Raw genomic sequence first — 13,496 nt, 5'->3', positions numbered from 1 at the left:
GCTCAAATGGGGTGGTAGCCCTGCATTTGCGGGGGCAGGGCGCTGCCGCCCGGTTGCGGCTGCAGGTGGATGTGCCAGCCATCGACCTGGGCCAGCAGCAGGCAGTCGTCCACGCTCAGCAGGTTGTCCTTGTGGTGCTGTGCGTGCCCGGCCAGCAGCGTGGCCTTGGCTTTGGCCTTGGCAGTCTCGGCATCGGGGGCGACGAACAGGCCAAAGGCATGGGCCTCGGCCAGTTGTTCGGGCAGGTAGCCGCCCACGTTGACGAAGTACAGGCGCGGCTGCGCGGCGGCGGGCTCGCGCGACAGCGTGATGGCGTGGCCATCGGCCCAGTTCAGGCGCTGGTAGCCGTCGATGTGGACTTTGTCCGGGTCGCCAAACCAGGCGGCCTTGAGGGCGGGGATGGCGTCCTCCATGCGCTGGCAGGCGACGAATTGCACGTCGTGCACCTCGATGTTGGAGCGCCCGGCGCTGCCGCCGAGGTAGAACATGAAAAGCTGTGGGGTGGTGTCCATGGGGCTTGGCTGTTGATGGGGATGGGATGACGAAGGCGCGGCATTGTATGGAGCAGCGCTGCCTGCCAAGGCGGGCATGGGCAGTGCCTGCAGGATAATCCGCCCCCGATGAATTCCGCCTCCGACTCTGCTACCGACGCCGCATCCGGCCCTGCCGCCGCGCCGCCAGCCGCGCCCCATGCGTCTGCTGCGCCCGCTGTGCCGAATGCGCCACCGGCCCCGCTGCACATCAGCTTCCCCGACAGCCTGCCCGTGTCCGTGCGGCGCCACGAGATCGAGCGCGCCCTGCGCGCGCACCAGGTCGTCATCGTCTGTGGCGAGACCGGCTCGGGCAAGACCACGCAACTGCCCAAGATCGCCCTGGCGCTGGGCCGGGGGCTGGGGCGCGGCCAGCGCGGCAAGGATGGGCGACGCGGGCAGTGGATTGGCCACACCCAGCCCAGGCGCATTGCCGCCTCCAGCGTGGCCAAGCGCATTGCCGAGGAGCTGCAAACGCCGCTGGGCGAGGTGGTGGGCTACAAGGTGCGCTTCAACGACCGGCTGGGGCCGAACGCGCGCGTGAAGCTGATGACCGATGGCATCTTGCTGGCCGAGACGCAGACCGACCCACTGCTCAAGGCCTACGACACGCTCATCATCGACGAGGCGCACGAGCGCAGCCTGAACATCGACTTTTTGTTGGGCTACCTCAAGCAAATCCTGCCGCGGCGGCCCGATCTCAAGCTCATCATCACCTCGGCCACCATCGATGCCGAGCGCTTTGCCCAGCATTTCGCCTCGGCCAAGGGGCCTGCGCCGGTGCTGTACGTCTCGGGCCGCACCTATCCGGTGGAAATCCGCTGGCGGCCGTTCGAGGAAAGCCGCGAGACGGACTTGAATACCGCCATCGCCGATGCCGTCGATGAGCTGTGGCAAGGCCGCCCGGGCGGCGACATTCTGGTGTTCCTGCCCGGCGAGCGCGAAATCCGCGAGGCGGCCGATCACGTGCACAAACACCTCTCGCACGACCCGGTGCGCCGCCACTGCACGGTGCTGCCGCTGTTTGCGCGCCTCTCGCAGGCCGAGCAAGACCGCGTGTTCGAGACCGGCGGGCCGCCGCGCGTGGTGCTGGCCACCAACGTGGCCGAAACCTCGCTGACCGTGCCCGGCGTGCGCTATGTGATCGATACGGGCACGGCGCGCGTCAAGCGCTACAGCTATCGCAGCAAGGTCGAGCAACTGCTGGTCGAACCCATCAGCCAGGCCGCGGCCAACCAGCGCAGCGGGCGCTCGGGCCGCGTGGCCGATGGCGTGGCCATCCGCCTGTATGAGGAAGCGGACTTTGCCGCCCGGGCGCGCTTTACCGACCCGGAAATCCTGCGCTCCTCGCTGGCCGGGGTGATTTTGCGCATGAAGTCGCTGGGCCTGGGCGCGGTGGAGGAGTTCCCGTTTCTGGAAGCGCCCTCGCAGCGCGCCATCACCGATGGCTACCAGCTCTTGCAGGAGCTGGGCGCGGTGGACGAGCAGCGCGAGCTGACCGAGATGGGCCGCCAGATGGCGCGCCTGCCGCTGGACCCGCGCGTGGCGCGCATGCTGATCGAGGCGCGCGCGCGCGGCGCCTTGCAGGAGGTGCTGGTGGTGGCCGCCGCCCTGTCGGTGCAGGACGTGCGCGACCGCCCGCTGGACAAGCAGGCCCAGGCCGATCAGGCCCACGCGCGCTTTGACGACGAGAAAAGCGAATTCACCAGCTACCTCAAGCTCTGGCAGTGGATTCACGACGCGCGCGGCGGCAAGGCCGCCAGCTTGCCCTCGGCGCGCCAGCAGGCCCAGGCCGTCGCGCAGGCCCAGGGCCGCGGCAAAGCCGGGCGAGGCCACGCGGCTCTGCCTGTGGCGCAGCGCGCCGTGGCCGCGCCCGCCTCGCCCGCAGCGGCCACCGCGCCCGCAGTGCCGGGGCCAGGGCCGGAGGGCGCAGCGCCTGCCCAGGCCACGCACCGCCTCTCCAACCGCCAATACGAAAACCTGCTGCGCAGCCACTACATCAACGTGCGGCGCGTGCGCGAGTGGCGCGACATCCACCAGCAACTGGCCGCCGCCGTGGCCGAACAGGGCTGGAAGCTGCACGAGCAAAACGGCCCGGCCAGCTACGAGGCGCTGCATCTGTCGCTGCTGGCGGGGCTGCTGGGCAACGTCGGCTTCAAGCCCGACGAGGCCGAGCATTACCTGGGCGCGCGCGGCATCAAGTTTTACCGCCACCCCGGCGCGCGGCTGCGCAAAAAGCCCGGCCGCTGGGTGGTGGCCGCCGAGCTGGTGGAAACCACGCGCCTGTATGGCCGCGGCATGGCCAACATCGAGCCGCAATGGCTGGAGGAAGTGGGCGCGCACCTGCTGAAAAAACAACTGCTGGAGCCGCACTGGGAGCAAAAAGCGGGCGAGGCCGTGGCGCTGGAGCGCGCCACGCTCTACGGCCTGCTCGTCTACAGCGGGCGGCGCGTGCCCTTTGCCCGCATCGACCCGGCCGCCGCGCGCGAGATCATGATCCGCCAGGCGCTGGTGCAGGGCGACTACGCCAGCGAGTGGGAGCGCAAATTCCCCTTCCTGGCCACCAACCGCAAGCGCATCGCCAAGGTCGAGGAGCTGGAGCACAAATCGCGCCGCCAGGATGTGCTGGTCGATGAGGAGCTGATTTATGCCTTCTACGACCGCCTCATCCCCGAGGCCGTGTGCAACGGCCGCCAGCTTGAGCAGTGGTACCGCCAGGAGCGCCGCCAGCAGCCGCAACTGCTGGAGCTGCAAAAAGACGAGCTGATGCGCCACGAGGCCGCGGGCATCACCACCGCCGCCTTCCCGCCCACCATCAAGCTGGCGGGCATGGATTTGAACGCCAGCTACCTGCACGAGCCGGGCAACCCGCGCGATGGCGTCACCGTCACCATTCCGCTGTACGCCCTCAACCAGGTGCAGGAAGCGCGCGCCGATTGGCTGGTGCCCGGCATGTTGGGCGCCAAGGTGCAGGCCCTGCTCAAAAGCCTGCCGCAGCGCCCGCGCTCGCGCCTGTTGCCGCTGGCTGAGACGGCAGGGGCCATCGCCAAGGCCTGGCTGGAGGAGGGCAGCTTCGCCCAGGGCGATTTGCACGAGCGCCTGCGCCAATGGGTGCGCGCCAAGACCGGGTTGGAGATCAAGCCCACGGACTTCAAGGCCGACATGCTCAGCGCGCACCTGTTCATGAACTTCCGCGTCGTGGACGAGCACGGCCGCCAGCTCGGCCAGGGCCGCAACCTCGCCGCCCTCAAGGCCGAGCTGGGCCAGCAGGCGCGCGGGGCGTTTCAGGCCCTGGCCGGGCTGAAACTGGCGCAAAGCGAGGAGGGCGGCAAGAGCAGTGGCGAAAAAACGGGCGAAATAACGGCCGAAAAAGCGGGCAAAGACGCGGGCAAAAACGCTCGCGCCGCCGCCGCTGCAACGCCCACCCCCGCCAGCGCGGCAGGGCAGGGCAAGGGGCAAACGCCCGCCGCCCAGAGCGAGTCCAACGCCCTGGGCGAACCCGAGCAACGCCACACCAGTTGGGACTTTGGCGAGCTGCCCGAAATCATGGAATGGGGCAAAGGCAGCCGCAAACTCATCGGCTTTCCGGCCCTGGTCGATCAAGGCGACGCCGTCACCATCGAAGTCTTTGACGAACCCGAGGCCGCCGCCCAGGTCCACCGCCAGGGCCTGGCGCGCCTGTTCGCGCTGCACATCAAGGACGCGCTCAAATACCTGGAAAAAAACATCCCCGAGCTGCAAAAAATGGCCGTGGCCTACATGCTGCTGGGCACGCTGGAGGAGCTGCGCGCGCAAATCATCGCCGTGGCCATCGAGCTGGCCTTCTTGCAAGAGCCGCTGCCCATCAACGCCGAGCAATTCGAGCAGCGCCTCAAGGACGGCCGCCCGCGCCTGTCGCTGCTGGCGCAGGAAGTGGCGCGCCTGGCGGGGCAAATCCTGGCCGAATACGCGCAAATCGTGCGCAAGCTCAAGGACATGAAAGGCGCCGAGCAGGCCGTGGCCGACGTGCGCCAGCAGCTCGAGCGCCTGATGGGCAAGCGCTTCGTGCAGGCCACGCCGCAGGCCCAGCTCAAGCACTACCCGCGCTACCTCAAGGCCATGCTGATGCGGCTGGACAAATACCGCGAAGACCCCGCGCGCGACCAGGCCCGCCAAGGGGAAATCGCCCCGCTGGAGGCGCGCTACTGGAAGCTGCTGGCCCAGCGCAAGGGCCAGCAAGACGCGGCCTTGCAGGACTATCGCTGGCTACTGGAAGAACTGCGCGTGAGCTTTTTCGCCCAGCAGTTGCGCACCCCGCAGCCGGTATCCGTCAAGCGGCTGGAGAAAGTCTGGGCGCAGGTGGTGGCTTGAGCGCCTGCGCAAAGCCGCGGCGCGGCGACCAGGCAAGCGGATTGGGGTGGTTTGTGGGGTGGTTTGGTCCCTGCACGAGATGGCGTTCAATGGTTGCCGCCTGCACCGGCTTTGAGTGCCGAGGCCGGGATGTGCGCCCGGCGCAATCGCTATTGCTCGGCCATGTTGAGAGCAGGCGCTCGGGCCACGACAGCCCAAGGCCGAGCGCAGCGATGGCCCGGGCTGCGCCCCCTTCTGCTTGCGCCTGGGCCGGTGGTCTGCCTGGGCGGGCAGGCCCACACACAGTGGGCCTGCTTCGTTCATCCAATTTCGTTGCGGCTGTTTGAGCGTAGCGGCAAAGCCGCGCAGCGAGTTTCCGCAGCATCCGACCAGGCAGGCCACCGGCACAGGTTGCCCCGGCGCGCAGCGTCGGGGACGCAGGCAGCAGGGTCGTTTTTCTTTGGTCACTTTCTTTTTTCGACAAAAAAGAAAGTGACTGCGCCGCCGGGCGCACATCCCGGCCCCGGCACTCAAAGCTGGCGCAGGCGGCAGCCACCAAGTGCGATCTCTGCATGAGTGCAACGTGTACGGCAGCCGCTCCGCACACTGCGGCACGAAAGGCCATGAAAGGCCGCAAAGGGGCAGGCTTTGCGCCGTGGCCTTGCCGTGCCCATCAGCGCCTGCCGGCGGCCTGCGGTTTTTCGCGCACAATGGCGCAGCCGCGAGCACAGCGGTGGAGAGACACAGCCATGAGGGAGCATCTGCACGCAGCCAACAGCGCCGCCGCATTGCAGGCGGCGGCCACGCCGTCCAGCGAGCCGCCCGCCGCGCCGTCAATGCCGCCAACGCCAACGCCGCCCGCGCGCGAGCTGATCTTTCGCGCCCAGGGGCTGACCAAGGTCTATGGCATGGGCGAAGTGCAGGTGCAGGCGCTGCGCGGCATTGATCTGGAGCTGCACGCGGGCGAGTTCGTGGTGCTGCTGGGGCCTTCGGGCAGCGGCAAGTCCACGCTGCTGAACATCCTGGGCGGGCTGGACGTGCCCAGCAGCGGCCAGGTCTGGTACTGCGGGCAGGATCTGAGCCGCGCCAGCGATGCGGCGCTGACGCGCTTTCGGCGCGAGCACGTGGGCTTTGTGTTCCAGTTCTACAACCTCATCCCCAGCCTGACCGCGCGCGAGAACGTGGCCATCGTCACGGAGATCGCGCCCGATCCGCTCGACCCGGCCCAGGCGCTGGCGCTGGTCGGGCTGGACAAGCGGCTGGAGCACTTCCCCGCCCAGCTCTCGGGCGGCGAGCAGCAGCGCGTGGCCATTGCCCGCGCCATTGCCAAGCGCCCGGCGGTGATGCTGTGCGACGAGCCCACCGGCGCGCTCGATTCGGCCACCGGCGTGCTGGTGCTGCAGGCGCTCGAGCGCGTCAACGCCGAGATGGGCACGACCACGGTCATCATCACCCACAACGCCGACATCGCCCGTATGGCCGAGCGCGTGCTGTGGATGCAGGACGGGCAGATCGTGCGCGAGCAGCGCAACGCCCAGCGCCTGGCCGCGCAGGAGCTGCGCTGGTGATGCGGCGCATGGCGGCAGCCAGTGCAGGAGGGGCAGGCCCGCGATGAAGGCGCTGCACCAAAAGGCCCTGCGCGATCTGTGGCGCATGCGCGGCCAGGCGCTGGCCATTGCGCTGGTCATCGCCTCGGGCATTGCCATGCTGGTGATGTCGCAGGCCACGCTGGAATCGCTGCGCGGCACGCGCGCGCAGATCTATCAGGAAAGCCGCTTTTCCGACATCTGGGTGCAGCTCAAGCGCGCGCCGCAAAGCCTGGCGCGCCAGCTGGCCGAAATCCCCGGCGTGGCCGAGGTGGAAACCCGCCTGGCCGCTGGCGCCAAGCTGGAGGTGCCCGGCTTTGGCGAGCCGGCCCAGGCGCTGGCGCAATCGCTGCCCGATGATGGCCGCCAGCCGCGCCAGAACCGCCTGTACCTGCGCGCCGGGCGCCTGCCCAGCGCGGCCGATGAGGTGCTGATCGGCGAGGCCTTTGCCAAGGCGCACCGGCTGGGCCCGGGCGATGCGCTGCGCGTGACGCTGCAAGGCCGCGCGCAGCGCGTGCGCATCAGCGGCATTGCCATGTCCGCCGAGCACATCTACCAGGTCAAGCCTGGGGCCATGTTCCCCGACGAGGCGCGCTACACCGTGCTGTGGATGCCCGAGCGCAGCCTGGCGGCGGCGCTGGACATGAAGGGCGCTTTCAACCAGGCCACCATCGCCCTGGCCCCCGGCGGTAATGAGCAGGCCGTCATCGGCGCGCTCAACCGGCAGCTGGCGCGCCACGGCAGCAGCGTGGCCACCGGCCGCATGGAGCAGCTCTCGCACCGCATCCTGCATGAGGAGTTCCGCCAGCTGGCGACCATGACCTGGATGTTCCCGGCCATCTTCATGGGCGTGGCCGCCTTCTTGCTGAACATGGTGTTCAAGCGCCTGATCAGCCTGCAGCGCGATCAGGTGGCCATCCTCAAGGCCTTTGGCTACAGCACGGCGCAGGTGGCGCTGCACTATGGGCTGATCGTCGGCCTGATCTGCGCGCTGGGCACGCTCATCGGCGTGGCCGTCGGCATCTGGCTGGGGCAGGGCATGGCCGGGCTCTACCAGATCAACTTCCACTTTCCCTACCTGCGCTTCAGCCTGAACCCGCACGTGGTGGCCATTGGCGCGGGCATCAGCCTGCTGGCGGCGCTGGTGGGCAGCGGCCATGCGGTGTATGCGGCCGCGCGCGAGCCCGTGGCCCAGGCCATGCGCCCGCCCGCGCCCGAGCGCTTTGGCCGCACCGTGCTCGAGCGTCTGGGCCTGGCGCGCTTTCTCTCCCAGCCCACGCGCATGATCTGGCGCCAGCTTGAGCGCCGCCCCGGCAAGGCGCTGCTGAGCCTGCTGGGCCTGGCCGCAGCAGGCGGCATCGTCGTGGTGGGCAACTTCCAAAGCGCCTCGGTGCGCCACATGCTGGACGTGGAGTACCGCCTGGCGCGCCGCCACGATGTCTCGGTGGCCTTCGTCGAGGCCATGCCGCGCAGCGCGCTGCACGAGCTGGCGGCGCTGCCGGGCGTTGAGCAGGTCGAAGGCCAGCGCAGCGTGCCCGTGCGCCTGCATCTGGATGGGCGGCAAAAGCTGCTGATGCTCGAAGGCCTGGCCGGCGATGCGCGGCTGCGCCAGTTGCTCAGCCCCGCGCTGCAGCCGGTGGCGCCGCAGCCCGGCGGCATCATCCTGGGCGATTACTTTGCCCAGTGGTTTGGCCTGCGCGTGGGCGATCGCATCTGGGTCGAAGTGCTCGAAGGCCGCGGCAAGATGCTGCAACTGCCCGTGGTGCAAACCATCTACGACCTCAACGGCAGCTCGGCCTACATGGAGCTGGGCACGCTCAACCGCAGCCTGGGCGAAGGCCCATTGGTCAACAGCGCCGTGCTCACCGTGCTGCCCGGCCATGAGCTGGGCGTGCTGCGCGCGCTCGATGCGCGCCCCAAGGTCGTGGGCACCGATCAGCGCCACACCGCCATCGAAGCCTTTCTCGACATGATGGCCCGCGTCAGCGGCACCTTCTCGGCCATCGCCATCGTCATGGGCATGATCGTCAACGTCGGCGTGGTCTACAACGCCATGCGCATGGCCCTGTCCGAGCGCGGCCGCGAGCTGGCCAGCCTGCGCGTGCTGGGCCTGAGCCAGGGCGAGGTGGCCTACATCCTGCTGGGCGAAATGGCCGTGCTGGTGCTGCTCTCGCTGCCGCTGGGCATGGCCGCGGGCTACGGGCTGATCGCCGCCATGATCGCCGGGCTGCAAAACGACCTTTACCGCATCCCGCTGGTCGTCGAGCCCAGCACCTACGCCATCGCCGCCTTGACGACCCTGGCCAGCGCCGCGCTCTCCGCCCTGGTCATCGTCTGGCGCCTGCGCCGCCTCGACCTCATCGAAGTCCTGAAAACCCGGGAGTGACCCCCATGCTTCGCAAAATCCTGCTCGTGATCCTGGCCGCCGCCGCCGTGCTGGCCCTGCTGGCTGTGGCGCTGCGCGAACCCACGCAACTGGTGGCCACGGCCAGCGCCAGCCAGGGGCCGCTGACCGTCAGCTTCACCGAAGAAGGGCGCACGCGCATCCGCCAGCGCTACGTGCTCAGCGCGCCGGTGGCCGGCCAGCTGCGCCGCATCGCCCTGCAGGTGGGCGATGCCGTGCAGGCCGGGCAAACCCTGGCGGAAATCGAGCCGGCCACCTCCGGCCTGCTGGACGCGCGCACGCGCAGCCAGCTGCAGGCCCAGCTGCGCGGCGCCCAGGCCACGCTGGCCGCCAGCCGCCAGCGCAGCGCCGCCGCCCAGGCCGAGCTGCAACTGGCGCGCAGCGAACTGGCGCGCCTGACGCCGCTGCAGGCCGCAGGCGCAGCCAGCGCCGGGCAGCTCGACCAGGCCCGCAGCCGCGCCGAAACGGCGCGCGCCCAGCTCGCCGCCGCCCGCGCCGAAGAGCGCGTGGCCCAGCAAGGCATCGAAGCGGCCCGCGCCCAGTTGCAACAAGGCAGCAGCCAGGCCCCCAATGGCAGCGCCGCGCCAGTGCTGGCCGTGCGCGCGCCCATCGACGGGCAAGTGCTGCGCCGCATGCAGGAAAGCGCCACGCCCGTGGCCGCCGGCCAGGCCCTGCTGGAAATCGGCGATCTGAGCGATCTGGAGCTTGAAGTTGAGGTGCTCTCGGCCGACGCCGTGCAACTGGCCCCCGGCATGGCCGCGCAAGTGCTGCGCTGGGGCGGCCCCGGCCAACTGCAGGCGCGCGTGCGCCGCATCGAGCCGGCGGGCTTCACCAAAGTCTCGGCCCTGGGCGTGCAAGAGCAGCGCACCCGCGTGCTGCTGGACATCACCAGCCCACGCGCGCAATGGCAGGCGCTGGGCGACGCCTTCCACGTCGAGGTCGAATTCATCACCCAGCAGCGCGAGCAAGCGCTGCAAGTGCCCGCCAGCGCCCTGTTTCGCAGCGCCGAGGGCTGGGCCGTCTACCGCATCGAACAAGGCCGCGCCCGCCACACCCCGGTGCAAATCGGCCTGCGTGCAGCCAGCGCCGTGCAAATCGAACAAGGCCTGCAAGCGGGCGACATCGTGGTGCTGCAGCCCGACAGCCAACTGCACGACGGCGCACGCGTGCGCAGCAGTGGGAATGGGGCTGTTTAGCGCGTGCCATGAGCTTTGCGCCCCCATTGTTTGGATGGCCGGGATTGGATGAAAAAAGCAATGAATCTTCCAAGAGTGAAAGTGAAATTCAATGATTTACCTTGGGATGATGCCTGTTTGATGGGCTTGCACATCGACAGAAGCCGCCCAGGGCATCAGGATGAAATCGGCATTGACATCGCCTGGGGCTCTGGCAGGCGACAAAGGCTGGTATTTTCCGACTGCTATCAATGCAATATTGCGATGAACATGGGCGTCATTGCCGAAGAAAAACTGCTGCATGCCGATGCAGTTTCTGTAAAGGACAAAGACGAGCAATTCCTGCAAAAGTGGGCGCGCATTGGGGTCGATCTTGCTTCACTGCTGTGCTTTTCATTCGTGACGGAAGCTACGCACAGCAAGATTGAAATCTACGCCCTGCAGTTCATATTGCTTGATCTTTGAGGAAATAAGAGGTTTTGATGGCAGATTCTTATAGCTGTGGTCGGTATTCCCTGAGTGGCCCTACTCTGGCACGCCCAATAGACCAACCACAACGCGATCCAGGGAAGTAGAAGCGAATTGCTTACACAATCTGCAGGCAAAAATTAACTTCTCATCGGTCGGAATGCATGAAACGCCATCCATCCAAAGCCAGCAGCCTGTTTGAGCTTGGCCTCAGACTGGCGATCGTGGGCAGTGTTTTGCTGCTTGTGCCTGCTTTGTCGGGCTCCCACCCCGCAGTGGCGGGGTTGAAGGCTGCGTTGTATTGGCCAGGGGGGATGGCGCTGGGCCTGGGGCTGTTGTTGCTGGGGCTTCATCAATGGCGCAAGCAGCAGGGTGCGGCTTTTCGGGCTGCTGCAGTGCCAGCGGCTGTCGAGCACGGTGCAACGGCTGTTGCTGAGCAGGCCAAAAGGGGGGTCTGCTTGCAGCCTGCCTGGCAGGCAGATCAGCCCAAAGAGGGCGAATCGGTGATGCCCACCACCCAGGCGCGCCCTTCAATACCTGCCCACGAGCGCCTGCGCGAATGGAGCCCCGAAGTTTTTGCTGCCATCGAATGGCGGCGCTTCGAGGCGGTGGTGCAAGCGCTGTTCGCACAGGCGGGTTTTGAGGCGCGCTCGCAATCGCACGGGGCCGATGGCGGGGTCGATATCTGGCTGCATTCGCGCCATGCAGGCGGCGCGCTGGTAAGTGTGGTGCAGTGCAAGCATTGGCAGGGCAGGCCCGTGCCGGTATCAGCCATGCGGGAGTTTTTCGGCGTGATGGCTTCGCATGGTCTGAAGCGTGGCACCTACGCGACCAGCTCGCGCTTTACGGCCGATGCCTTGGCTTTTGCCCGCGCCCACGGCATCAACGCGCAGGATGGCGCGGGTTTGTTGAAATTGATCGCCTCGCGCACGCCCGAGCAGCAGGCTGCACTGCTGGCGGTGGCCTTTGAGGGGGAGTATTGGCGCCCCACTTGCGCCAGTTGTGGCGTGAAGATGGCCGAGCGCGCCCACGGCAAGACGGGGCAGCGCTTCTGGGGCTGTGTGAATTACCCGCGCTGCAGGAACACGCTGGCCATGCGTTAGGGCTTGTCGAGATTGAGTGTTGCGGCGGTGTTTTCGGTCAAAACCCTCAACTGCTGCGTTGAAAACGCTTGCAAGGTGTCCAACCTTGCGCGCGCTTTCGCCTTGCATTTGCGGCTTTTGCCTCGAAAAACCGCTTCGCAAACCCAATCTCAACCACCCCCAGGAGCTGCTGCGCTGGCTCAGCGAAACGCCACGTCGGCGTGGCTGCGCAGTTTGCGGCTGTGCAGGCGGGCGTGCTCCTGCGCTTGCAGGATTTGGATGGCCTGGATGCCGATTTGCAGGTGTTGCAGCACGCGGCCGCGGTAGAACTGGTTGGCCATGCCGGGCAGTTTGAGCTCGCCGTGCAGGGGCTTGTCGCTCACGCACAGCAAGGTGCCGTAGGGCACGCGGAAGCGGTAGCCGTTGGCGGCGATGGTGGCGCTTTCCATGTCCAGGGCGATGGCGCGGCCTTGTTTGAAGCGCGTCAGCGGGGTTTGGTAGTCCAGCAGCTCCCAGTTGCGGTTGTCGGTGCTGGCCACGGTGCCGGTGCGCATGATGCGCTTGACCTGCAGGCCGCTGACGCCGCAGACCTGGCCCACGGCCTGCTCCAGCGCCTGCTGCACTTCGGCCAGCGCGGGGATGGGCACCCAGATGGGCAGGTCTTCGTCGAGCACGTGGTCGTCGCGGATGTAGCCGTGCGCGAGCACGTAGTCGCCCAGTTGCTGGCTGCTTTGCAGCCCGGCGCAGTGCCCGAGCATGATCCACACGTGCGGGCGCAGCACGGCGATGTGGTCGGTCATGGTTTTGGCGTTGGCCGGGCCGATGCCGATGTTGACCAGGGTGATGCCCTGGCCGCCGGGCTGCACGAGGTGGTAGGCGGCCATTTGCGGCAGGCGGCCGGTGCTGGGGCCGCTGGCGGCGTGGTTGGCGCTGCCGCCAGCCTGGGCGTCCTGGGCGTCCTGGGCGGCGGCCAGTGCGGCCAGCCAGGGTTCGACCTGGGCGCTGGCCGGGCCCAGGCCGCTGCGCCAGCTGATGCGGTTGCCCGGCTCGATCAGCGCAGTGTAGGCGCTGCCTTCGCGGGCCAGCTCGGCCTGCGCGGTGCGCAGGAATTCTTCGATGTAGAACTGGTAGTTGGTGAACAGCACGTAGTGCTGAAAGCATTCGGGCGCGGTGCCGCTGTAGTGGCGCAGGCGCTGCAGCGAGAGGTCCACGCGCTGGGCGGTGAACAGCGACAGGGGCTGGGGCTCGCCAGGGGCGAAGCGGGCCGTGCCGTTGGCCACGTCGTCGTCCACGCGCAGCAGGTCGGGGGCGTCGAAGTACAGGTGCAGCAGTTGCTTGCGCTGCGGGCTCAGTGGCGCATCGGCCAGGGCCTGCTCGACGTCGGCAAAGTGCAGCGCCATGGGCTCGCCGCTCAGGCCGACTTGCAGCGGCACGCGGTGGTGCTGCAGCAGCAGCGAGAACTGCTCGCGGTAGTAGTCGGCAAACAGGTCCGGGCGCGTGAGGGTGGATTGGTAGCAGCCCGGCCCGGCCACGAAGCCATAGGCCGATTGGGTGTTGAAGGAGGCCAGGGCGCTGTCCACGGTGTTGGCCGGCACGATGCGCACCTGGGGGTAGCAGGCGCGCACGGGGCCGGTGTCCTCACCGGCCAGAAAGCGTTGCAGCCCGTGGCGCAGCAGGCTGGTTTGCTGCTGGTACAGCGCGGCCACGGCAGCCAGCGCGCTGTCGGCATCGGTGTGCAGGCTCCAGGAGGTGGCGGCGGGCGTATCGGGTTCGGGGCTGTCGTGCAGGCGGGGTTCGGGCATGTCGGGGCGCAGGGGTTTTCTGGTATGGGGCAAACCCAGGAGTATGCCCGGCGATGGTGACAATGGTCTGCATGGGCACGATGTGCCACCACGAGGCACCGCAAGGCACAACGAGGCACA

Annotated in this window: 8 protein-coding genes; 6 read left to right on the top strand and 2 right to left on the bottom strand. The window is 68.0% G+C overall.

All coding sequences use genetic code 11. The annotated features are described in order from the left end of the window. Window positions 1-2 precede the first annotated feature (2 nt). Entirely contained in the window at window positions 3-512 is a 510-nt protein-coding gene (locus CK625_RS02995) for a DUF1543 domain-containing protein (RefSeq protein ID WP_238945466.1), read from the bottom strand. Between the two features lie 108 nt (window positions 513-620). On the opposite strand from CK625_RS02995, the gene hrpA reads away from it, so the two are divergent. The 6 genes from hrpA to CK625_RS02965 all read left to right on the top strand — a co-directional run bounded on the left by hrpA (window position 621) and on the right by CK625_RS02965 (window position 11,595). Beyond that, the gene (gene hrpA / locus CK625_RS02990) at window positions 621-4,880 is read left to right on the top strand and encodes an ATP-dependent RNA helicase HrpA (RefSeq protein ID WP_095538748.1); all 4,260 of its coding nucleotides are present in this window, start codon (window positions 621-623) and stop codon (window positions 4,878-4,880) included. 815 nt (window positions 4,881-5,695) lie between these two features. Further along, the gene (locus CK625_RS02985) at window positions 5,696-6,427 is read left to right on the top strand and encodes an ABC transporter ATP-binding protein (RefSeq protein ID WP_095539051.1); all 732 of its coding nucleotides are present in this window, start codon (window positions 5,696-5,698) and stop codon (window positions 6,425-6,427) included. Window positions 6,428-6,470: 43 nt separating this feature from the next. Next, a complete protein-coding gene (locus CK625_RS02980; RefSeq protein ID WP_095538747.1) occupies window positions 6,471-8,831 on the top strand; it encodes an ABC transporter permease in 2,361 nt (786 codons plus the stop codon). A gap of 5 nt (window positions 8,832-8,836) precedes the next feature. After that, a complete protein-coding gene (locus tag CK625_RS02975) occupies window positions 8,837-10,045 on the top strand; it encodes an efflux RND transporter periplasmic adaptor subunit (protein WP_095538746.1) in 1,209 nt (402 codons plus the stop codon). Window positions 10,046-10,093: 48 nt separating this feature from the next. Next, window positions 10,094-10,489 (top strand): hypothetical protein, encoded by a 396-nt coding sequence (locus CK625_RS13555; protein ID WP_143326157.1) that lies wholly within the window; start codon window positions 10,094-10,096, stop codon window positions 10,487-10,489. A gap of 167 nt (window positions 10,490-10,656) precedes the next feature. Continuing rightward, window positions 10,657-11,595, top strand: a complete 939-nt coding sequence (locus CK625_RS02965) for a restriction endonuclease (RefSeq protein ID WP_095538744.1) — start codon at window positions 10,657-10,659, stop codon at window positions 11,593-11,595. 179 nt (window positions 11,596-11,774) lie between these two features. Here the strand turns inward: CK625_RS02965 and CK625_RS02960 are convergent, their stop codons facing one another. After that, window positions 11,775-13,376 carry an AMP nucleosidase gene (locus tag CK625_RS02960; protein WP_095538743.1) on the bottom strand — a complete coding sequence of 534 codons (1,602 nt, stop codon included), beginning with the start codon at window positions 13,374-13,376 and terminating at the stop codon, window positions 11,775-11,777. Between the last annotated feature and the right edge of the window lie 120 nt (window positions 13,377-13,496).

It is taken from the genome of Vandammella animalimorsus (assembly GCF_002285265.1).
Classification (GTDB): Bacteria; Pseudomonadota; Gammaproteobacteria; order Burkholderiales; family Burkholderiaceae_C; genus Lampropedia.
The sequence above is the reverse complement of the archived record's forward strand: the minus strand, read 5'-3'. Positions and strand labels throughout refer to the sequence as shown.

Bases quoted from the DNA above. Each gene is read 5' to 3' on its own strand.
- CK625_RS02995 (WP_238945466.1), bottom strand. From the start codon at position 512: ATGGACACCACCCCACAGCTTTTCATGTTCTACCTCGGCGGCAGCGCC.
- hrpA (WP_095538748.1), top strand. From the start codon at position 621: ATGAATTCCGCCTCCGACTCTGCTACCGACGCCGCATCCGGCCCTGCC.
- CK625_RS02985 (WP_095539051.1), top strand. From the start codon at position 5,696: ATGCCGCCAACGCCAACGCCGCCCGCGCGCGAGCTGATCTTTCGCGCC.
- CK625_RS02980 (WP_095538747.1), top strand. From the start codon at position 6,471: ATGAAGGCGCTGCACCAAAAGGCCCTGCGCGATCTGTGGCGCATGCGC.
- CK625_RS02975 (WP_095538746.1), top strand. From the start codon at position 8,837: ATGCTTCGCAAAATCCTGCTCGTGATCCTGGCCGCCGCCGCCGTGCTG.
- CK625_RS13555 (WP_143326157.1), top strand. From the start codon at position 10,094: ATGAAAAAAGCAATGAATCTTCCAAGAGTGAAAGTGAAATTCAATGAT.
- CK625_RS02965 (WP_095538744.1), top strand. From the start codon at position 10,657: ATGAAACGCCATCCATCCAAAGCCAGCAGCCTGTTTGAGCTTGGCCTC.
- CK625_RS02960 (WP_095538743.1), bottom strand. From the start codon at position 13,376: ATGCCCGAACCCCGCCTGCACGACAGCCCCGAACCCGATACGCCCGCC.